The organism is Hymenobacter qilianensis (assembly GCF_014489555.1).
Classification (GTDB): Bacteria; Bacteroidota; Bacteroidia; order Cytophagales; family Hymenobacteraceae; genus Hymenobacter; species Hymenobacter qilianensis.
This window is the reverse complement of record NZ_CP060784.1, coordinates 3,567,796-3,588,334: the sequence shown is the minus strand read 5'-3', so window position 1 is coordinate 3,588,334 and position 20,539 is coordinate 3,567,796. Positions and strand designations below refer to the sequence as shown.

General features: G+C 60.8%; 17 protein-coding genes and 2 pseudogenes. 12 read left to right on the top strand and 7 right to left on the bottom strand.

The genetic code is table 11. The features are described from left to right. Positions 1-186: 186 nt before the first annotated feature. The 5 genes and pseudogenes from H9L05_RS16145 to H9L05_RS16125 form a co-directional block, all read right to left on the bottom strand. Positions 187-1,067: pseudogene (locus H9L05_RS16145) on the bottom strand (PorP/SprF family type IX secretion system membrane protein). 166 nt (positions 1,068-1,233) lie between these two features. Then, positions 1,234-2,346, bottom strand: coding sequence for a gliding motility-associated C-terminal domain-containing protein (locus tag H9L05_RS16135; RefSeq protein WP_187731801.1), 1,113 nt, complete (start codon positions 2,344-2,346; stop codon positions 1,234-1,236). A 26-nt stretch (positions 2,347-2,372) separates the two neighbouring features. Further along, on the bottom strand, positions 2,373-4,526 hold the full coding sequence (locus H9L05_RS16130) for a PKD domain-containing protein (RefSeq protein ID WP_223284968.1): 2,154 nt from the start codon (positions 4,524-4,526) through the stop codon (positions 2,373-2,375). Beyond that, positions 4,478-5,257, bottom strand: coding sequence for a lactonase family protein (locus tag H9L05_RS24015; protein WP_223284509.1), 780 nt, complete (start codon positions 5,255-5,257; stop codon positions 4,478-4,480). The genes H9L05_RS16130 and H9L05_RS24015 overlap by 49 nt, the downstream gene beginning before the upstream one ends. Before the next feature lie 118 nt (positions 5,258-5,375). Continuing rightward, positions 5,376-5,765, bottom strand: a complete 390-nt coding sequence (locus H9L05_RS16125; protein ID WP_187731799.1) for a hypothetical protein — start codon at positions 5,763-5,765, stop codon at positions 5,376-5,378. 264 nt (positions 5,766-6,029) lie between these two features. Here H9L05_RS16125 and H9L05_RS16120 point away from each other — a divergent pair, with 264 nt between their 5' ends. The 8 genes and pseudogenes from H9L05_RS16120 to H9L05_RS26995 all read left to right on the top strand — a co-directional run bounded on the left by H9L05_RS16120 (position 6,030) and on the right by H9L05_RS26995 (position 15,128). Then, a complete protein-coding gene (locus tag H9L05_RS16120; RefSeq protein ID WP_187731798.1) occupies positions 6,030-6,200 on the top strand; it encodes a hypothetical protein in 171 nt (56 codons plus the stop codon). A gap of 181 nt (positions 6,201-6,381) precedes the next feature. Then, positions 6,382-7,563, top strand: coding sequence for an efflux RND transporter periplasmic adaptor subunit (locus H9L05_RS16115; protein WP_223284508.1), 1,182 nt, complete (start codon positions 6,382-6,384; stop codon positions 7,561-7,563). Then, complete coding sequence (locus H9L05_RS16110; protein ID WP_187731797.1) at positions 7,560-8,819, top strand: ABC transporter permease; 1,260 nt, start codon at positions 7,560-7,562, stop codon at positions 8,817-8,819. The genes H9L05_RS16115 and H9L05_RS16110 overlap by 4 nt, the downstream gene beginning before the upstream one ends. Before the next feature lies 1 nt (position 8,820). Then, a pseudogene (locus H9L05_RS16105) lies at positions 8,821-9,524 on the top strand (ABC transporter ATP-binding protein). Positions 9,525-9,575: 51 nt separating this feature from the next. After that, on the top strand, positions 9,576-10,589 hold the full coding sequence (locus H9L05_RS16100) for an alpha/beta hydrolase (RefSeq protein WP_187731796.1): 1,014 nt from the start codon (positions 9,576-9,578) through the stop codon (positions 10,587-10,589). Positions 10,590-10,841: 252 nt separating this feature from the next. Next, a complete protein-coding gene (locus H9L05_RS16095; RefSeq protein WP_223284507.1) occupies positions 10,842-11,729 on the top strand; it encodes a pectinesterase family protein in 888 nt (295 codons plus the stop codon). 175 nt (positions 11,730-11,904) lie between these two features. Next, entirely contained in the window at positions 11,905-12,915 is a 1,011-nt protein-coding gene (locus tag H9L05_RS26330; RefSeq protein WP_317174992.1) for a WD40/YVTN/BNR-like repeat-containing protein, read from the top strand. Further along, positions 12,798-15,128 carry a WD40/YVTN/BNR-like repeat-containing protein gene (locus tag H9L05_RS26995; RefSeq protein ID WP_394368498.1) on the top strand — a complete coding sequence of 777 codons (2,331 nt, stop codon included), beginning with the start codon at positions 12,798-12,800 and terminating at the stop codon, positions 15,126-15,128. Before H9L05_RS26330 ends, H9L05_RS26995 begins: the two co-directional genes overlap by 118 nt. Before the next feature lie 275 nt (positions 15,129-15,403). On the opposite strand, the gene H9L05_RS26325 is transcribed toward H9L05_RS26995, so the two are convergent. Next, entirely contained in the window at positions 15,404-15,637 is a 234-nt protein-coding gene (locus H9L05_RS26325; RefSeq protein ID WP_317174991.1) for an MBL fold metallo-hydrolase, read from the bottom strand. Continuing rightward, complete coding sequence (locus tag H9L05_RS16085) at positions 15,595-16,179, bottom strand: MBL fold metallo-hydrolase (protein WP_317174990.1); 585 nt, start codon at positions 16,177-16,179, stop codon at positions 15,595-15,597. The genes H9L05_RS26325 and H9L05_RS16085 overlap by 43 nt, the downstream gene beginning before the upstream one ends. Positions 16,180-16,276: 97 nt before the next feature. Between H9L05_RS16085 and H9L05_RS16080 the strand changes: the two genes are divergently transcribed. The 4 genes from H9L05_RS16080 to H9L05_RS16065 all read left to right on the top strand — a co-directional run bounded on the left by H9L05_RS16080 (position 16,277) and on the right by H9L05_RS16065 (position 20,536). Continuing rightward, positions 16,277-16,501 (top strand): hypothetical protein, encoded by a 225-nt coding sequence (locus H9L05_RS16080; protein ID WP_187731795.1) that lies wholly within the window; start codon positions 16,277-16,279, stop codon positions 16,499-16,501. Positions 16,502-16,774: 273 nt separating this feature from the next. Then, positions 16,775-17,128: a hypothetical protein gene (locus H9L05_RS16075; RefSeq protein ID WP_187731794.1), complete on the top strand. Its 354-nt coding sequence runs from the start codon at positions 16,775-16,777 to the stop codon at positions 17,126-17,128. Positions 17,129-17,489: 361 nt separating this feature from the next. Continuing rightward, positions 17,490-18,518, top strand: a complete 1,029-nt coding sequence (locus H9L05_RS24010) for a carboxypeptidase-like regulatory domain-containing protein (protein ID WP_223284506.1) — start codon at positions 17,490-17,492, stop codon at positions 18,516-18,518. Then, positions 18,458-20,536 (top strand): SusC/RagA family TonB-linked outer membrane protein, encoded by a 2,079-nt coding sequence (locus tag H9L05_RS16065; protein WP_223284505.1) that lies wholly within the window; start codon positions 18,458-18,460, stop codon positions 20,534-20,536. The genes H9L05_RS24010 and H9L05_RS16065 overlap by 61 nt, the downstream gene beginning before the upstream one ends. Positions 20,537-20,539: the final 3 nt, after the last annotated feature.

The following is a 20,539-nucleotide window of genomic DNA, read 5'->3' as shown; positions in this document are numbered from 1 at the left end:
TCAGCCCTCAGGATCTGAGAATTCTGGCTGCACCTGTTCAACCTCCCTACCATCTGTGGCAGCACGCTCGGGTTCTTACTCCCCTACCCTGGCCTGCATCCACTCCACAAGTAGGAGGTGCAGTGAGCAGCTAAAGGCGCGGGCCCGGCAAGGATAATTGGCTACGGAGGCGCTGGGGGGCAAATATTACCAGAACCGATTGGTGCACACCGTCTGAGCCTTTTTCTTTAGGCGCAATCCCAGCAGCACCTCGTGGCTGCCGCCGTGGTAGCCGGCTAGTTCGGAGAGGCCGGCGTCGTAGGAGTAGCCCAAGGTAAGCTGCTCGTAGCTCAGGCCCACCATGGCCACGGCCGAGTCGAAGGCGCGCCAGGACACGCCCACCCACAGCAAATCCTGGTACTTGAGCTTGGCATTGATGTCAACCGAAAGCGGGGCCGGGTTCACGGCCTTCACCAGCACCGACGGCACCAACGACCACTCCCGGCTAAGCGGCACCCGCACCCCGGCCGTGGCGAAGTAGTGCCGCTTCAGGGAGTTGCCGGGCGCGCCCTCACCCAGCTGATTAGGACCGTAGGAAAAGTCGAGCTTATTGGCTAGCAGTTGCGCGCTGGATAGGCCCACGTAGAATCTCGAGCTGTACACCCACAGGCCCACCGACCCATCCAGCACCTGCGAGGCGGCGCTGGCCGCCTGGGTTGTGGGGTCGAAGAACCGCAGCTTCTGCCCATCGACGGCAAACTGCTGCATGCCGACTGACACGCCCAGCGCCGCCCGCAGGTCGGGCCGGAGCACCAGATTGTAGGCATAGGAAACATAGGCGCCGGTCCGGCTCGTGGGCCCGGTTTCGTCTCTGTACACAAGGCCCCCAGGGCGTGAAACGGCCGCCGCCGGTCGCGCAGGGTACGTTTGGTGGTGGTGCGCCACTTGCCCAGCGAGGAGCTGCCGCTGACGTAGTAAGTTTTGGGCGCCCCCTCCAGACCCGTCCACTGGGTGCGGTAGCTGAACTTGATATCGATGTAATCCTCTACGCCCGTTGCGCCCGGGTTCAGAATGTAATTATTGTTCATGTACTGGCTGTACTGCGCCTGCTGCTGGGCACGGGCGGGCGCCGCCACCAGTAGCAGCAGCGGCAGCAGCAGTAGAGATAGAGCTCTTTTCATAACAGGGTTTGCCTTATAAGTCCAGCAAAAAAGAAAGGTGAACTGGCGGCGTTGGTCGCCACCAGCCAGTTGATTAGTACAGTATCGTAATCGACCCGCTATAGGACTTGCCCAGTGGGCCTTTCGTGACGACGACGTAGTAGTAAGTGCCGACCGGCGCGGGCTGGCCGTTCATATCACCGCGCCACTCATTAGCCCGGCTATAATTAGTAGCCGAGAAAACCTTGTTCCCCCAGCGGTTAAACACGTTCACGGTGTTGTCGGGGTATTGCTCGATGAACTCAATCTGCCAGGTGTCGTCGCGGCCGTCGCCGTTGGGCGTGAAGGCGTTGGGAATGCGGATAGCCGGCCGCACGGTCACCGTCACCTGGTCGCTATCGGCGCAGCCGCCTTCTCCGGCCGAGAGGGTGTAGGTTGTGGTCACCGTGGGCGCGGCCCGCGGCCGTAGTGGGTCGTTGGGCGAAATCGTGAGGCCCGTCGCCGGCGTCCACGTCACGGGGTAGGTGCCGGCGCGGCCTTCCAGGATAACCGAGGTGCCGGCCAGAATCTCCTTGTCGGGACCGGCATCCACGTCAACCGGCGGTTGGATGCGCACAGGCACGCCGTTGGATACGGCCGTAACGGGCTGGCCACAGGCATTGATCGTGCGCAGGCGCAGAGTTACGGTCTGGCCTTCGCGCAGCGTCGTGCTGGTAAAGACCGGGCCGGTGGCGCCGTTCACGTCGTTGCCGTTGATCTGCCACTGGTACTCTGGGGCCGGGCCAGCCTCAGTTACACTGGCTACGCTAAACGTAAGTGGCGCGCCCAGGCACACGGGCCCGCCCGGCTGCACAGCAATGGCCAGCGTGGGCAGCGGCGTCGGGGTGCGCGTCACCGTAACCGTTGCCACGGCCGGAGCCGCGCTGCACAGACCCGCCGTGGGCGTTACCTCTACCCGCACCTGGTCGCCCGTGACCAAGGTGCTGCTGGTGAACGTGGGCCCACTGGCAACGGCTACATTGTTCACCAGCCAGCTGAACGTCGGCGCGGGGCCCGCATTTGTGGCTACGGCCGTGAAGGTCAGGGCCGTGCCGGGGCACTGCACTGGTGGCGGCGCTACGCTCACGCTAGGCGTCACAACGGGCTGTACCTGGATAGTCACGACGTTGGAAAAGCTGATAGAGCAGGTGCCAGTGCCCGACGTCACCCGGCGGCGGTAGTAGGTGGTGGCCGTCAGCGGGCCGGGTGCGAAAGTCGGGTTGGTAGCGCCCGGAATTGCCCCCAGGCACTAACACCATCAGCCGACGATTCCCACTGATAAGCAAACGTGCCCGTGCCCCCGCTGGCCTCGCCGGTGCTGGTGAGCGGAGCCGGCGTAGCGCCCGCGCAGATGGTTTGATTAGCGGCAATGCTACCCGCGGTCAGCGCCGGTAGTACCCGTATAAAGACAGAGGGCGTAACCACCGATCCGCAGGTGCCTGACGTGACCCGGCGCCGGTAGTAGGTGTCGGACGTAAGCGGGCCGGGTGCAAAGCCGGCGTCGGTAGCTCCCACGATGGGCGCCCAATCCGCGTTATTTCCAGAAGACTCCCACTGATAAGCAAACGTGCCCGTGCCCCCGCCAGGACCTGCCGTGCTGGTGAGGGAGGCGGGAGTGGCGCCCGGACACAGCGTCTGGTCGGTGCCGATAGTGCCGGCCGTAAGGGCAGGCAGGACGGTGATGGTCACGACATTAGAAAAGACTGGAGCGCAGGCACCAGCCGCACTGGCCTGCCGGCGGAAGGAAGTGGTAACACTGAGCGTGCCCGGTGCATACGTTGATCCGGTGGCACTGCTAACAGGCGTCCAGGAGGCTCCATTATCCACGGTTGACTCCCACTGGTAGACGATATTGCCCGCGCCGCCGGCCTCGCTGGTGCTGGTGAGCGGAGCTGCGGTTCCTCCGGCGCAGAGGGTCTGGTTAGAGGCAATGCTACCGGCCGTCAGGTTCGGCAACACTATAACGGCGACGGAGGGTGAATACTGCGGTGCACAGGTCCCCGACGCTACGCGGCGGCGGAAATAGGTGTTAGAGGTAAGCGGCCCAGGTGCAAAGGTCTCGCTCGTGGCCCCCACGATAGGCGCCCAGTCCGCGTTATTTCCGGATGACTCCCACTGATAAGCAAACGTGCCCGTTCCACCCGTGGCCGGGGCCGTGCTGGTGAGTGGCGCAACAGGAGCGCCGGCGCACACGGTCTGGTCGGCGGCAATGGTACCGGCCGTCAGCGCCGGGGCTACGGTAATAGTAACGACGTTGGAAAAGACAGGGGCGCAAGTGGTGCCTGAACTGGCCCGGCGCCGGAAATAAGTGGTAGCGCTCAACTGACCTGGCGCGTAAGCTGGCCCATTAGCACCGCTGATAGGCGTCCAGGTTGTGTTATCCGCCGATAACTCCCATTGATACGCGATGTTATCTGCGGTGCCTGTGGCCGGCGTTTCGCTGGTGAGCGGAGCCGGGGTTCCTCCGGCGCAGAGAGCTTGGTTGGCAGCAATGCTACCAGCCGTTAAGGCGGGAGCCACGGTTATTGTAACGGTGCTGGATAAGGAGGCGCACGGCCCGGAGCGCACCAGGCGCCGGAAATAAGTAGTGGCCGTGAGCGGACCGGGCGTGAGGCTTTCGCCGGTGGCGCCGGAAATTGCCCCCCAGGTAGTGTTGTCCGATGATGATTCCCACTGGTACGTGAACGTGCCCGTGCCACCAGTGGCGGCGACGGTACTTGTCAGCGGGGCAACGGGGCTGCCAGCGCAAACGGTTTGGTCGGCGGCGATGGTGCCGGCCGTCAGAGCAGGCAGGACGGTGATGGCTACGGGGGCGGTAAAGCTGGGGGTGCAGTAAGGCCCTGATTGATTAGGCAGCAGCAACTGAGCGCGCCGCCGGAAATAGGTCGTGCCGGCTGGCAACGTGCTGGGGGGCAAATAGCTGGCACCGGTAGCGCCGCCGATAGCGGTGAAGGTGACGTTGTCCGAGGACGTTTCCCACTGGTAAACGAGCGGCAGGCCGGCATCGCCCGAGGCATTGGTAGTGCTGGTAAGAGCGGCCGGCGCTGTGCCGGCGCACAGCGTCTGAGGGCTGCCAATGCTACCCGGCTGGGGCAGGGCGGGCACCCGAATAATGCCCCGGGTTTCGCGGCAAAAGCAATCGTTGGTGATGCGCAGTGTAACGGTGTAGTCGCCGGGCGTAGCGTAGGTATGAACGGGCTTTTCTGCTGTTGAAGCACCGCCTGTCAGGGTAGTCCCGTCGCCAAAATCCCAGGCATACACCAGATCGGGGGTTTGAACGGCGAAGCTGGCTTGAAAGCTTATCTCGCGGCAAGCCGTGATTTGCGCTCCGATTCCGACGCGCAGCAAAGAGCTTTGATTGAAGTTGGGCAGACCCAACCCGCTGCGACGCCCGCCCAGCGCCAAGCTGTCGTCGGCGTAGGCGGCCTTCGCGCCCAAGGAATCGGGGTAGGTGATAAAGCCCAGGCCGGGCGCGTTTTCGCGGGCCACGTAAATCTTGTCGTCCGGGGCGGCCTGCATGGAGCCCAGATTAACCGGGGATTTTGATTGAGCGGAATGACCTGCTTGCTGGCTGTTATGTTGGTGGCACTCAAATCAAATTGCAGCAGTTGGGGCGGACTCTGCACCGTGGCGTAGAGGTAGTTGCGGCTGGGCGAAAACTCCACGCCGTAGTAGCGACCCGCCCCCTGGTCGACGATCTGCGGGTTGCTGACTATGCCCGTTTCGGCATCGAAGGCAAACAGCTCGACTGTGCTGCTGTTGTCGCCCAGGGTTTCGCTGTAGCGGGCCACGGCCAGCTGCTCGCCGTCGGGAGACACCTTCATCTGGCCGCGGTAGCCCTGGGGCGACACGCTCGGCGCGTGCCGGGCCCCCACGGTCGAAATAATGGGCGGGCTCTGCACGCCGGCCGGCGTCACGCGATAAGCCAGAAAAGAGTCGCCGCGGTTCTCGGTGCCGGAGGTTGCCTCGCCCCAGCCGTGCACGATTATCCAGATGTCGCAGCCGTTTTTGTGGAATACACCCGTCATCTTTTCGGCTGTACCGCGGGTAAGAAGCGTGTTTTTGGTGGCGGCTACCACCTCGCCTTGCCCTGCAGTCCCGGCAGGGGAATTACAATTTCCGAGTAGCTCAAGCCCTTGGGGCCACCCTGGGCGTCTTGGGTGAAGATGAAGTACCGCCTGGGGGCGCCCGGAAGAACTATGCCCGGCCGCTTGATAGCCAGGGGCCGTCGGTGGCCAGACGGTTGCCCCCCATGCCGGTGCCGTTGAGCATGATGTTGTGGTCGCGGCTCCAGACGGTATCGCCGTTGCTGTAGAAGAGCAGGCTGCCATTGCCATCCGACATTACCCCGGAGCCGGCGGGTGCCACCATGCGGCCATCGGTCAGCACTTTGGGCGGAATAGTGTCCCTAGCTTCGTTGAAGTCCAGCCCCGCCCGGTAGCCGAAATACCATTGATTGATGAACTTCTCATCCTCGCTACACTCCGGGGGCGGCGTCGCCTGTGCGAGAGCCGTGGTAGCTGCGCCGCTCAGCAGCAAGAGCAGGAGCGTCAGCAGCCAACTCGTCACTAGGCTGGGCGCAGCCATCGGTCGAGAAGGAATTTTAATAAAAAGGGCAGAATGCGCTAGCGCTGCGGGCATAGTGGAGCAGGAAAGTGGGCGAACTGGTCAGCAGGTACTCAGAAAGATAATTATAACTCGCCGCTCAGCAGGAACGGACCCTGGTTAAATAGCCAGTTAGAACTAAAAAAAGTACTGTCAACTGGTTTTAGTAAAGCTACGCACTGCCCGCCAGCTTTGTGCAAGCCAATGCCCGAATAGTGATGCAAGTCTTAACCAGTCATCAACGGAATGAATCAGTCAACTCAGCGCTTCGCCAACAAGGCAATGACTGATTCGTCGGCGGGCTGGATGATTGCAACGATTCTGGGAGGCTTTTTTACCAGTTCGTTCCCCTCTCCATCAGCCAACCTAGGTTCCGGCCAGTGTAGCAGCATGAAGCTAGGCGTGGCCATTCGATGACATGACTCACCATATCACTTGATCAGGCTCATATCTTACCACGCGGCTCCGGTAGAATTTGGGGTTGCCGCCTTATATTCACGAAGTGTCCGTACGGACCTGTGTAAAAGCAGTTACTGAATGTTGGGAGGAGCAGCTAGCACCGCGCGGCTCCTCCCAGCGCCGCCGTTTCTTGCGTGCTATGAACATCCACCCATTGCCGCCGCCTTACCCGACAGCCCCGCAGCCAGAGATGACCGCTGGCAAGCGGGCATACCAGGGTTTATCAGGGGGAAGGATCCGGATGGTGGTGTACTGGTTTCTGCTAACCATGCTAGGGCTGATAGGCTGCCAGCCGAAAACGGAGCGCATCAAACCGGTGTTGTCCTCCATTTCTGAGTCGGTGTACGCAGCTGGCACCGTCAAGAGCGGGCAGCAGTACCAGGCGTTTGCCCGGGTCGGCGGCATCATTCGGGAAGTGCAGGTGCGGGAAGGCGACTCGGTGAAGGTGGGCACTCCGCTGCTGGCAATTGCCAGCGAAGTATCGCAGCTAAACCAGGAAAATGCGGCCCTGGCAGCCCGGAACGCCGATATAAGGGCCAACCAAAGCCAACTGAGGGAAGCCCAGGCTCAAATTGCCCTGCAGCGCCGCACCATGCAAAACGACTTGCTCCAGCTTACCCGGCAGCGCCGGCTCTGGCAGCAAGCCATCGGCACTCGGCAGACCCTCGAGCAGCGGGAGCTGGCGTACGAGCAGTCGAAAACGGCGTATGAGTCCGCACTGTTGCGGTATCAAAATCTGAAAAAAGAGCTGGCATTTGCCGCCGCCCAAACCCGCAAGAACCTGCAGATAGCCCAACAGCAGGCCGGCGACTTTATCCTGCGCAGCAAGATCAACGGCGTGGTGTATAAGCTGTATCAGGAACCTGGCGAGGCCATTACCCCCCAGACGCCGCTGGCCCTGCTGGGCGATGCCCGGCAATTTGTGCTGGAATTGCAGGTCGATGAATCCGACATCGTCAAAATCAAGCCTGGCCAGCAAGTACTGGTAACCCTGGATGCCTATCCGGGCCAGGTGTTTACCGCCCAGGTTACCACGGTTTCGCCCATGATGAACACGAGCAGCCGGACCTTTCTGGTGGAAGCAGCCTTCGTGAAGCAGCCCTCCGTTCTGTATCCTTTCGTGAGCGTGGAAGCCAACATTGTACTGCAGACTAAGGCGAGGGCGCTGCTCATTCCGCGCCGCCTGCTGGTCAACGACTCCACGGTGCTGAAAAGCGATGGGCAGGCCGTGCGGATTAAGATTGGCCTGCGCGACTACCAGATGGTGGAAGTAGTAGCGGGCCTTACCCCCGACGACGAACTGCAAGCCCCTGGCTCATGAAAATGCCCTTACTCTATAGCGTGGCGGCAGCGCTGCTGCAGGCCCGCGGTAAGCAGACGCTCGTGGCGGCCATCGGTGTCACGTTCAGCATCACCATGTTCATCACCCTGCTCAGCTTTATGTCGGGCCTCAACCAGCTGCTGGACGGGCTGGTGCTCAACCGCACTCCCCACGTACGCCTCTACAACGAATTGCAGCCCGCCGCCGAGCAGCCCGTAGACCGCTACACCCGCGGGCAGCGCCAGCACAACTTTATCCGCTCCATTAAGCCCCGCAACGAGCTGCCCCGCATTCACAACAGCAGCGCTATTCTGGCCGCTTTGCGCCGCGATCCGCGGGTGCGCGGCGTAGCCCCCAAAACTCAGGCCCAGGTATTTTACAACGTGGGCACCGTCACGCTCAATGGCACCATCAGCGGCATTGAGGCGGAGCAGGAAAATGCCCTGTTTGCGTTTAGCGACTACGTGGTGGGGGGCAATTATCGGAGCCTCAACACCGTGGCCAACAGCATTATCCTCGGCAAAGGAGCAGCCGACCTGATGCTGGTGACGCTGGGCGACGTAATTCAGATTACCACGCCCAAAGGCGACCACGTGCCGCTCAAGGTGGTGGGGCTGTTTCAGTCGGGGCTGCTGGAAATCGACAAAGTGCAGAGCTACACGTCGCTGGCCACGGCCCAAAAGCTGCTGGGCGAATCCAATAACTATGTCACCGACCTACAGGTAAAACTCCACGACATGACGCTGGCGCCCCGCCTGGCAAAAGAGTACGCGGCCCTGTACGAGGTGCAGGCTCTGGATATTCAGACCGCTAATTCAGATTTTGAGACCGGCACGTTTATCCGCACCCTGATTTCGTATGCCGTGGGCATCACGCTGCTGACGGTGGCCGGCTTCGGGATTTATAACATCCTCAACATGATGATTTATGAGAAGATGGACACCATTGCCATTCTCAAGGCCGTCGGGTTTTCGGGCACGGATGTTCGGCGGGTGTTTGTGATGGTGGCCTTGTCCATCGGGCTGTTTGGCGGGGCCCTGGGCCTGATCTGCGGGCTGGGGCTGTCGGCGCTAATTTCCCAGCTACCCTTCACTCCTCCCTCCCTGCCCACGGTCAAGACCTATCCCGTGGTTTTTAATCCGGTTTTCTACGGTATCGCGGCCGCTTTTTCCCTGATTACCACGTATCTGGCGGGTTTCTTCCCGGCCCGCAAGGCCAGTCAGATCGACCCTGTCGTCATCATTCGCGGCAAATAAGATGGACAGTCCTGCTCTGGAAGCCCGCCTCATCACCAAGTATTTCGACGACCCCGTGCGGGTGCAAGTGCTGCGCGAAATTTCTTTTTCGCTGGCCCGCGGTGAGTTTGCCAGCGTGGTGGGCAAATCAGGCTGCGGCAAATCAACGCTGCTCTACATCCTGTCTACCATGGACACGGCCTACGAGGGCACCCTCCTGATTGACAACGTGGAAATGGGCCAAAAAAAGGAGGCTGAGCTGGCCCGGGTGCGGAACGAGAAAATCGGCTTTGTCTTCCAGTTTCACTACCTGCTCAATGAGTTTACGGTACTGCGCAACGTGATGCTGCCGGGGGAAAAGCTGGGCAAATACTCGGTGGCGGAAATCGAAAGCCGAGCCTACGAGAAGCTGAAAATTCTGGGGATTGAGGGGGAAGCGCTTAAAAAGCCCTACCAGCTGTCTGGGGGCAAAAACAGCGCGTAGCCATTGCCCGCGCCCTCATCAACGACCCGCTCATCATCATGGGCGACGAGCCCACGGGCAACCTCGACAAGAAGAACAGCGAAATAGTCTTTGCTATTTTCAAAGAGCTGGCCGAAACCTACCACCAGGCCCTGCTCATCGTCACGCACGACCAGGAGTTCGCGGCCCAGACGCACCGTATCATCGAAATGGAAGATGGCCGAATAAGCAATGGAGCAACTGCCGCGGGAATTACAGCTTGATGCAAGCCCCAGGCAGCTTATCTTAGCCGTTGATCTATCTTATACCTGCCGATGATTCTATTTCGCCTTCCTTGGCTACTTCGTCGCTTGGTCGTAGCCATTCTTCTGGTGGTTCTGGGAGCAAGCACCCTGGCGGCCCAGGCCCAGCCAACCCTAGCTCCGCGCGACACGTCCTTTACCGTGGCCAGCGCCCTGCGTAAGGCCCGTAAAACACACCCGACCATTACCCTGGCGCGGCCCACCGTTCCCACCACCATTCAGGCCCGGCAAAACCTGACCTACTGCACCGTGGGCGGACGGGCCTTGCAGCTCGATATCTTCTACCCAAAAGCGAAGCGACCCGCGGGCTACCCGGCCGTGCTGCTGATCCACGGTGGGGGCTGGAGCTCCGGCGACCGCTCCCACCACGTGCCGATAGCCCAGCAGCTCGCCGCCCGGGGCTACGTGACGGTCACAGCAGACTACCGCCTGTCGCCCGAAGCCCGGTACCCGGCCGCCGTGACCGATCTGAAGGCCGCCGTGCGTTGGCTGCGGGCCCAGGACGGCACCTACCCCATCGACACCACCCGGATTGCGGTTTGGGGCTTTTCCGCGGGCGGACAGCTGGCCGCGTTGCTGGGCACTACCAACGGCGACGCGCAGTTGGAGGGCGAGGCCTGTCATACGAGCCGCTCCAGCCGAGTTCAGGCCATTATTGACGTAGATGGCACGCTAGCCTTCATCCACCCCGAATCGGGGGAGGGTGATGATAGTAAAGGGCTGTCAGCCGCTACGCGCTGGTTTGGGGCGTCTAAGACGGAAAACCTGGCTCTGTGGCACCAAGCCGGCGCCCTGAACCACGTTTCGGACCAGACGCCGCCTATCCTGTTTCTGAACAGCGTTCTGGACCGCATGCACGCGGGCCGCGACGACATGACCAAAAAGCTGGACGCTTTCGGCATCTACCACGAGACGCACACCTTTGCCAGGGCGCCGCACACGTTTCCCTTGTTTCACCCCTGGTTTGAGCCAACCCTAACCTATACGGCCGCGTTTCTGGCCAAGGTTTTCCCGCCTCGGCCTTAGCTAACTCCATGGCCGCTGGGGGGCAAATTTGAAGCACCGCCGCTTGATTTTGTAGCCCGACCTTGCTGGCCTCATCCTAAACTGAACTAGCCTGTGCCCAAGCCATTACCATCTGTCTTACGCTCCCTAAGGCCGTTCCAGCTTCTAGTGCTAGGGAGCGTCCTGCTGCTGGGTGGCCCGGCCGCGGTTGCCCAAGTTACTCCACCAGCCAATCCGCCTAAAGCTGCCTCCCCGCCATCATTTTCGCAACCCGTGCGCCTGACTGTGGCGCCCGACGGCTTGGGTGACTACCGCACCATTCAGGAGGCGGTGATGGCCGTGCGCGACTTCATGCAGGTGCGGGCCACCATCTTTATTAAAAACGGCACCTACCGCGAAAAACTCGTCATCCCCGCCCAGAAAACTAACATTACCCTGCTGGGCGAAAGCCGCGACGGAGTCATTATCACCTACGGCGATTACTCGGGCGACGCTGCCGGGCATACCACCTACACATCCCACACGGTCCGTGTCCAGGGCAACGACTTTTGGGCTGAGAACATCACCTTCGAAAACTCAGCCGGACCGGTCGGCCAAGCTGTGGCCCTGCACGTGGAAGGCGACCGGGCCGTGTTCCGCCACTGCCGCATGCTGGGCCACCAGGACACGCTGTTTCTGGCCATAGAAAACAGCCGCCAGTACTATCAGGATTGCTACATCGAAGGCACTACCGACTTTATCTTCGGCGCCAGCACGGCCGTATTCGACCGCTGCGTAATTCACAGCAAAAGCAACTCCTATATCACGGCCGCTTCCACCACGCCGCGCCAGGCCTACGGGCTGGTGTTCCGGCACTGCCGTCTCACGGCGGCCCCTGAGGCGCAGAAAGTGTATCTAGGCCGACCCTGGCGGCCGCACGCGCGCACCGTGTTTCTGCACTCAGAATTAGGCGCCCACATCACTGCCGCCGGCTGGGACAACTGGCGCGACCCCAAAAACGAGCAAACCGCCTTCTACGCCGAGTACCAGTCCACGGGGCCAGGCTCCGCAGCTGCCGGACGCGTGCCGTGGGCCCGGCAACTGCGCGCCCGCGAAGCCCGGCGCTATACCCTGGCCCGGATTTTTGCGGGCCCGGCCCCGTGGCTGCCGACGCCGGATTAAGTGACCTCAGGCTGATTTTTTGCGCTTTACTCGCAAAATCGCCGCGTGGGTTAGCGGGTTTCTCCCTACATTAAACCCGAGTTCTGGCTAGCCTGGAGGCCAACGTGGTCCTGGGCCCCGTCATCACTGGCGGGGCGCCGTTATGCCATGCCCTTTTCCCGTCAACCCTTTGCGTATGAAACATTCGCTACCCTGGAATACCGCCTTCATCGGCGCGCTGCTCTTCCTCTTGCTCACAACCTCGGCCGAGGCGCAGCAGCGCGCCAAGCGGAAAAAAGCCCCCCAAGGCACCGCCGCGGTCTACGACACCACCTTATACAATGGGTTGCGGTGGCGCTCCATTGGTCCCTACCGGGGCGGACGGGCCGGCACGGCGACGGGCGTGCCCGGCAACCCCAACTTATACTACATGGGTACGGCCGGGGGCGGCGTGTGGCGCACCACCGATGGCGGCGGCACCTGGGGCAACATCTCCGACCGCTACTTCGGCGGGTCCATCGGGGCCGTGGCCGTCAGCGAATCGGACCCCAACGTGTTGTACGCCGGCGAGGGCGAGCAAACCGTGCGGGGCAACGTGTCGTCCGGCTTTGGGGTGTGGAAATCGATGGATGCGGGCCAGACCTGGACCAACGTGGGCCTGAAGGATTCGCGCCACATTGGTCGTATCCGCATCCACCCCAAGAATCCGGATCTGGTGTACGTCGCGGCCATGGGCAACCTGTACGCGCCGAGTGAGATGCGCGGCGTGTACCGCTCCAAAGATGGGGGCAGGAAGTGGGAGCGCGTGCTGTTTGCCAACCAGGACGCTGGCGCGGTGGACCTGATTATGGACCCGTCCAACCCGCGCATTCTCTACGCCAGCACCTGGAACGTGCGGCGCACGCCCTATAACTTCTCCTCGGGTGGACCTGGCTCGGGCCTGTGGAAAAGCACCGATGGCGGCGACACCTGGCAGGATATCTCCCGCGCTGAGGGCATGCCCACGGGCACCTTGGGCATCATCGGGGTAGCCGTTTCACCGGTAAACTCCAGCCGGGTGTGGGCGATGGTGGAGGCCGAAAAGGGGGCTTGTTTCGCTCCGACGACGGGGGCAAGAACTGGCAGAAGCTGTCGGATGACCGCAACCTGCGCCAGCGGGCCTGGTACTACACGCGCATTTATGCCGACCCCAAGGACGCGGACGTAATGTACGTGCTCAACGTTTCCTACCACAAAAGCAAGGACGGGGGCCGCACCTTCCAGGCCTATGATGCCCCCCACGGCGACCACCACGATCTGTGGATTGCGCCCGAGAACCCCAACCGCATGGTCATGGCCGACGACGGCGGCGCTCAGGTCAGCACCGACGGGGGCCTGAACTGGACCACCTACCACAACCAGCCCACCGGGCAGTTTTACCGGGTGGTGACCGACAACCATTTCCCTTACCGCATTTACGGAGCCCAGCAGGACAACTCCACGGTGCGCATTCCGCACCGCACGGCGGGCCGCAGCATCGAGGAGCGCGACTGGGAGCCAACGGCCGGCGGCGAAAGCGCCCATATCGCCGTGGATCCGCTGAACCCCGACATCGTGTACGGGGGCAGCTACGACGGCTACCTCTCCCGCGTCGACCACGACACCCGGCAGGAGCGCGCCATCGACGTGTGGCCCGACAACCCCATGGGGCACGGCGCCGAGGGCATGAAGTACCGGTTTCAGTGGAACTTCCCCCTGCTGTTTTCCCCCCACGACCCCAAGCGGCTGTACTCGGGCTCCAACCACCTGCACGTCACGACCAACGAAGGCCAGTCCTGGCAGGTGATCAGCCCCGACCTGACCCGCAATGACCCGAAGACCCTGGGCCCCTCCGGCGGCCCCATTACCAAGGACAACACGGCCGTGGAGTACTACGGCACCATCTTCGCCCTCGCTGAGTCGCCGGTGGAGGCCGGGGTGATCTGGACGGGCTCCGACGACGGCCTGCTGCACCTTACCCGCGACCAGGGCAAGACCTGGACGAAGGTGCAGCCCAAGGGCCTGCCTGAGTGGATTCAAATCAACAGCATTGACGCCCACCCCACGGCGAAGGGAGCCGCTTACGTGGCGGCCACCATGTATAAGTCCGGAGACTTTCGGCCCTACCTCTACAAGACGATGGACTACGGCAAGACGTGGACAAAAATCACCACCGGCATTCCCGACACGCACTTTACCCGCGTGGTGCGGGCCGACCCCAAGCGCGCCGGGCTGCTCTACGCTGGCACCGAATACGGTCTGTACGTTTCCTTCAACGATGGCCAGCAGTGGCAGCCCCTGCAGCTCAACCTGCCGCCGACGCCCATCACGGACCTGACGATCAAAAACGACAACCTCATTGCCGCTACCCAAGGGCGGGGGTTCTGGCTGCTCGACGACCTAACGCCCCTGCACCAGCTGAGCGCGCCGGTGGCCGCCAGCAAGTTTCACTTGTACACGCCCGCCCCGAGCTACCGGATGGAGGGCCGCGGCTCGGCCACGATTTCCCCTACGGCGGGCCAGAATCATCCGGGCGGGGTTCTGCTCTACTACTCCTTCGCCCAAAAGCACGATTCGACCAGCACCGTGAAGCTCGACATCCTTGATGCGCGGGGCCAGGTTATTCGCACCTTCGCCAACACGGATAAGGACCTGGGGGGCAAAAATCTGACGAAAGCGGAAAAAGCCAAGATCAAGCGCGAGCTCCTGCCCACCCGGCGGGGCATGAACCGCTTTGTCTGGGATTTGAGCTACCCCGATGCCCGCCAGTTTGAAGGCCTGATTCTGTGGGGCGGCGGCACGCAGGGCCCCCGGGCCGTGCCGGGCACCTACAAAGCGCGCCTCACACTCAACCAGCAAACCCAGGAAACAACCTTTACCGTCCTGCCCGACCCGCGCAGCAAAGCCACCCCGCAGGACCTGCAGGCCCAGTTTGACTTCCTGCAGGATGTGCAGCAGAAGCTCACGGAAACCCACGAGGCCATCCGCGACATCCGCACCCTGCGCGGCCAGTTGAACACGATCACGGGTCCGTTGAAAGACCAGGCGCCGGCTAAGGATATCGTCGAGTCGGCCAGCGCCATCGACAAGAAAATCACCCAGATTGAAGAGGCATTGTACCAAACCAAAAACAAAAGCGGGCAGGACCCCCTGAACTTTCCCATCCGCCTGAACAACAAGCTAGCGAACCTGGTCGGGCAGGCCAGCACCGGCGACTACCGGCCTACGGAGCAGGCCGTAGGGTTCAAGAAGGAAGTGACCGAGCAGATTAATCAGCAGCTTGGTCAGTTCAAAATGATCAGGGAGCAAGACCTGCCGGCCCTGAACAAGCTTATTCGGGACAAGAACGTGGATGCCATTACGCTACCGCCGGCCGCCCCCACCGCTCCCAGCAGCTTGTAGGGAAATAGTGTTTGAAAAAGAAAGCCTAGATCTAATGTTAGATCTAGGCTTTTTTGCGGCTACCGATTACCATGCTCAATTTCGTGTAAATGGCGCGTGCCCTCACTTTTCCTGGTTAGCAAAAGGATCAGCAGCTTTTTCGTAGGAAGTGAAATTCGGTTGCCCCTTGAATGAGGGTGACTTTGTTTAGACAGGAGCATTCGGCTGGGCTTTACTCCACCAGCACGGCCTGCTGAGCCAGTTACTCGGCCGGCCATTTTCGTTATTACGTTCTTCTATTTGGTGGCCGGATACCAGTTGCGCAGCCGCACGTCGATTTTCCGATTGGCCGCATTCACGGTTTTCTGGAAGGCGGCCACGTCGCTCAGGCCATTCTGGCCCCGGTAGTGGTAGGGGTACACAATGCCCGGCTGAAAGGCCAACACGGCCTGGGCGGCCTGCGGCACGTCCATAGTGTAGGGCAGATTCATGCACACAAACGCCACATCGATGCCCTTGAGGGCGCGCATCTCGGCAATGTCTTCCGTGTCGCCGGACAGATAGACATTTTTGCCCCCAGGGTCAGCACGTAGCCATTTCCCCGGCCTTTGGGGTGCCGTGCGTCGGCCGTCTGGGGCAGGTTGTACATGGGAATGGCCGCCACGCGCAGCCCCAGCGTATCGAGCCGTTGGCCGTTGCGCAGGATGCGTATCTGCGGCTGGTACTCCGCTGGCAGTTGCTCCGCCACCGCTGGGGGCACCACCAGCAGGGCCTTGCCCACGGAGAGGCCCGCCAGTGTCTTCGGGTCCAGATGGTCCCCGTGAATGTCTGTGATGAGGATTACATCGGGCGCGGCAAGCCCAGCATAAGCCTGCGCCCCGCCGTAGGGATCTACGTAAATAGTCTTCCCGTTCCAGGTAAACACCACGCTGCCGTGCGTGATGGGCTGCACCGTTAGCGGACCTTTTTGGGTCGGTATCTGGTCAGCGGCTACGCGTGACGGAGCGGTTTGGGCCGGCGCCTGAAGTGCAAAAGCCGCCAGCGCAGCCGTGAGAAGTAGGGTGACTTTCATCAATTTTCCGTTTGTTAGGATAGAAGTAGTGCCGGCTTTTTCCAGCAGTAGGGCCTCTTATAAGTAGCCACCGCCGAAAACCATTACCATAACCTTTTTGCCCGCTGCAAGTTCAGGCCAGCTTTCGGCCCGGCTACCAGTGGGGCTCACCGACTCTTTGGGCGAGCAGGCGCAGCGGGCTCGGCCGCAGGCTCATGTGGTAAAAAGTCTGAACATGGTCAGCGTGAATCAGATGATCAACCCGGCCTCGACCAACAAGGATGCCGGGGCCCGGTATCCAGTTTATTTATGCGTAAGCCCGCGCCGGAAACCCGTCGGCTAATCCAAGGGAGTCTCACTGACACGCCCCAACCCTTGTGGGGGCTTTTTGCGGGCCTTTGCGCAGCAGAAGCAGCCGAGAAGGTAAGTAAGGATAGCCTCCATTCTGTACCACTTTACCCATTCCCTGCCGTGCAAAGGACACAAGTTTATGAACTATTCTAAAACATTATAGCACAATAAGTAGATATACTAAAAAAAATTCATATACTTAATGGTCACTACATTAGGCTGCATAGCGGGCTGCCAGTAAGACTAGGCTTATCAACTCAGGCGTATGAAAAAAACGTTCTACTGGCTTGTTGTGCTGCTGGGTAGCGCTCTTACGCTTGGGGGGCAATTTCTTTCATTCCGGCCTTCCATTGGCCTGGCCCTGAGCGCAGGCGGGGCGGCCGTCTTTGCTTTCCCTTACTTCCCTAACGCGCCCTCCACTCAGGTCCGGATAGCCTGCCTGCCGGGCATGAGCATAAGTACCACCGTGGGTTCCCGGTACGGGGCCCGGCACTTTTCCGGAGCGGAGAATGGGCCATTGCTTTCTGCTTTTCATCTAGGTTTTACCAAGTCCATTGCTTGGTTGACGGGGGCAGTGTGCGCAATTATTCCAGCGCCCCTGCTCAGGCTCGCGCCATAACTACCGCCGCTTCTCCCCTCACCAATTAGCTGCTCTTTGTATACCTAAAAAAGCCCCCCACATGACAAAACCCTTCCTTTTCGCTTCGTCCTGGCGTGCCCTGATCCGGGTCTGACGCCGCTACCCTGCCACCAATCGGCCCGGGCACATTGATCCATTTTTGGGTAGCACCCCGCCGACCCGATTATTGCCCCGGGGCTGCTTCGGGCTACTGACGCGGCACCCAGCTGCCTTATGATACGGGCTCTGGGAAGCATGGCCAGCACTAGGTTACCGAACACTTTCCCCGGGTACCGCCGCGGTTGCCGCCCTTTTTGGCGCCCGGTCCTGTAAAAATTCCCACCATTTCACTTTTTCACTTATGAACAACCTGTACAAACAGTACACCGTGAAGGCGCCAGCAGAAGCCGTTGCGCCTGGCGGCAAGCACCCGACCTGGCTCCGGATGCTGATCGTAGGCGTCCTGCTCCTGCTCTTTCCCCTCCTGGGCCAGGCGCAAGCTACCCGGACCGTTTCGGGCAAGGTGGTCGATGCCAATGCTAGCGCCTTGCCTGGGGTCACAGTTATCATTCCCGGCACCACTACCGGCACCAGCACCGGCGCCGACGGCACCTTCGAGCTAACCGTGCCCGAGGGTACAACGACACTTTCGTTCTCGTCTATCGGCTACACCTCGCAGCAAATTGATGTTGCAGGCAAATCGACGGTGCAGGTAGCCATGCAGGAAGATACCCAGAGGCTGAACGAGGTGGTCGTAACGGGCTATGGTACCACGCGAAAGCAAGATCTGACCGGGGCTGTGGCCGTAATTGGCGAGAAGGAATTCAACAAAGGCACATTCACCTCCCCCGACCAGCTGCTTCAGGGCCGGGTATCGGGGGTGCAGGTGAGCAACAACAGCGGGCAGCCCGGCGGACCGTCCACGATCCGCATCCGGGGCAACTCGGCCGTGACCGGTACTGGCCAGCCGCTGTATGTGATTGACGGCGTGCCGCTCGATGGCCGCACAGCCCGGCCCGGTCTGGTGGCCTCGGCCGACGTGGGCGCCGGTGCCGACAGCAACCCGCTTAACTTCCTCAATCCCGATGACATCGAGACCTTCACTGTGCTCAAGGATGCCTCGGCCACGGCTATCTACGGCTCCCGGGCCGCTTACGGGGTAGTTCTTATTACCACCAAAAAAGGCCGCACGGGCGCCCCAATACTCAGCGTGGGGCCTCTACCGGCTTCTCGACGCTGCTGCGCCGGCCTGAGTTCCTCGACGCCGGCCAGTATCGGGAGGCCATCGCCTACTATGGGGCACCGGCCGCCAACGATAAGGGGGGCGACGTGGACGCGCTGGAGGAGATTCTGCGCACCGGCTACCTGCAAAACTACAACGTGGCCATGAGCGGGGGCGGTGAAACCGGCCGCTACCGCCTCTCCCTGGGCTACCTCGACCAGGATGGCATTGTGCGCAAAACCGGCTTCAAGAAGTACAGCGCCAACTTCTCCACCAATCTGCAATTTCTGGAAAGCAAGAAGCTGGGCGTGGATGTAAACATCGCGACCAGCCAGTTCCTCGAAAAGTTGGCCAACATTACGACCGACGCTGGCTTCCGCGGTAGCCTCATCGGGCAGGCATTGCAGTGGAACCCCACCCAGCCTCTGCGCAATCAGGATGGTTCGCTCTTCATTCAGGCCGGCGACGTGGTGAACCCTCTGGCATCCCAGGAGCTTTACAACGATGACTCGCGGGTAAACACCATCCTGGCCAGCATCGCGCCTTCGTATAAGTTTACCGACTGGCTCGAGTACCGGATGCTGCTGAGCGTAAACTACAACAACGGCGAGCGGCGCACCTCCATTGATCAGCGCCTGATAAACTATCCCGGCATTGAAGGGCAGGGCTTTGCCGCCATCAGCAACAACGAGCTGACAACCCAGCAGATCGTTCACACGCTTAACTTCAACCGAGCCGTAGCTACTGACCTGAATCTGAACGCGGTGCTGGGCTACGAGTACACAAAGTTTAGTAATTCGGGCTCCAATGTGAATGCTTTTGGTAATCGGGATGAAGGGGGCTTTGGCAACTTCGGCCTCGATTATACCAATTACATTCAGTATTCGGCCGCCGGCAACCGCCAGGTATCGTCCTTCTTCGATCCGTCGTCGGAGCTGCAATCGGTTTTTGGCCGGGCCATCTTCAGCTATAAAGACCGCTACGTACTGACCGGTACGCTGCGCCGGGATGAAAGCACCAAGTTCGGACCGAATAACCGGGTGGGCTACTTCCCTTCGTTTGCCGCAGCCTGGGACCTGAGCCAGGAAGATTTCTTCCCGGCCGAGCGCCTGACCCAGCTGAAGCTGCGGGCCGGCTACGGCCTCACCGGCAACCAGGAGTTTCCAGCCGGCGCAGCTCAGTTTCGCTACACTCTGGACAACAACGGGGCCCAGTCGCCGCTCAACGACGCGAACGATGACTTGAAGTGGCAAGCAGACCGCCAGTTTAATATTGGCATTGATATCGGGGCATTCAACAACCGCCTCACCTTCTCGGCTGACTACTTCAACAAAACGACCACCGACATCCTGTTTCCGACTACCCCCGGCGAGCCCCGTCCCGCTAACGCGGCTATTCGCTGGGACAACCTCGACGCTAAGATTATAAACAAAGGCGTAGAGATGGCCTTGGGAACCACGCTGGTGACCAACGAGCAAGTGGAAGTAGGCCTCAACGTCAACGCTACCTTCATTCGCAACGAAGTATCGGACCTGGTAGGGGCCGCCATTCCGACCGGAGCCATCAACGGGCAAGGCCTGACGGGGGCCTTGTCGCAGCTCATCACCAACGGCTACCCCATCAACGCCTTCTTCCTGCCCCAGTACAACGGCCTCAACGAAAATGGCCTGTCGAATGAGTTCGGGGCAATAGCTTATTCGGGCAGTCCTAATCCGCGCACACTGCTGGGCCTGAGCGCCAACGCCCGTTACGGCAAGTTCTCTCTGATTGCGAACATGACGGGGGTATTCGGCCAGTACGTTTACAACAACACGATCAACGCGGTAGGCAACGTGGGCCAGATTGGGGCCGGCAAAAATATTGCCCTCTCCACGTTTGAAAACCCAATTAAAGAAGCAACCGGCAACCCGTCGGCAGCCACTACGCGCTACCTGGAAAAAGGGGATTTCCTAAAAATGTCCAACCTGACGCTTTCCTATGCCATCGGCGACGTGAGCACCTTCATGAAGGGTGCCCGGGTATATGTCACGGGTCAGAACCTGTTCGTGCTTACCGACTACGATGGGTTTGACCCGGAAGTAAACACGGTGAAGCGCGGAGCCAACCAAGTGCCTTCGGTGGGAATTGACTACCTGCCCTACCCCAGCGCCCGCACCTTCACGTTCGGCGTTAATTTCAATCTGTAACCT

Excerpts from the sequence above, each read along its gene's own strand:
- H9L05_RS16125 (WP_187731799.1), bottom strand. The coding sequence starts at position 5,765 with ATGGCTGCGCCCAGCCTAGTGACGAGTTGGCTGCTGACGCTCCTGCTC.
- H9L05_RS16120 (WP_187731798.1), top strand. The coding sequence starts at position 6,030 with ATGAATCAGTCAACTCAGCGCTTCGCCAACAAGGCAATGACTGATTCG.
- H9L05_RS16115 (WP_223284508.1), top strand. The coding sequence starts at position 6,382 with ATGAACATCCACCCATTGCCGCCGCCTTACCCGACAGCCCCGCAGCCA.
- H9L05_RS16110 (WP_187731797.1), top strand. The coding sequence starts at position 7,560 with ATGAAAATGCCCTTACTCTATAGCGTGGCGGCAGCGCTGCTGCAGGCC.
- H9L05_RS16100 (WP_187731796.1), top strand. The coding sequence starts at position 9,576 with ATGATTCTATTTCGCCTTCCTTGGCTACTTCGTCGCTTGGTCGTAGCC.
- H9L05_RS26330 (WP_317174992.1), top strand. The coding sequence starts at position 11,905 with ATGAAACATTCGCTACCCTGGAATACCGCCTTCATCGGCGCGCTGCTC.
- H9L05_RS26325 (WP_317174991.1), bottom strand. The coding sequence starts at position 15,637 with ATGCGCGCCCTCAAGGGCATCGATGTGGCGTTTGTGTGCATGAATCTG.
- H9L05_RS16085 (WP_317174990.1), bottom strand. The coding sequence starts at position 16,179 with ATGAAAGTCACCCTACTTCTCACGGCTGCGCTGGCGGCTTTTGCACTT.
- H9L05_RS16075 (WP_187731794.1), top strand. The coding sequence starts at position 16,775 with ATGAAAAAAACGTTCTACTGGCTTGTTGTGCTGCTGGGTAGCGCTCTT.
- H9L05_RS24010 (WP_223284506.1), top strand. The coding sequence starts at position 17,490 with ATGAACAACCTGTACAAACAGTACACCGTGAAGGCGCCAGCAGAAGCC.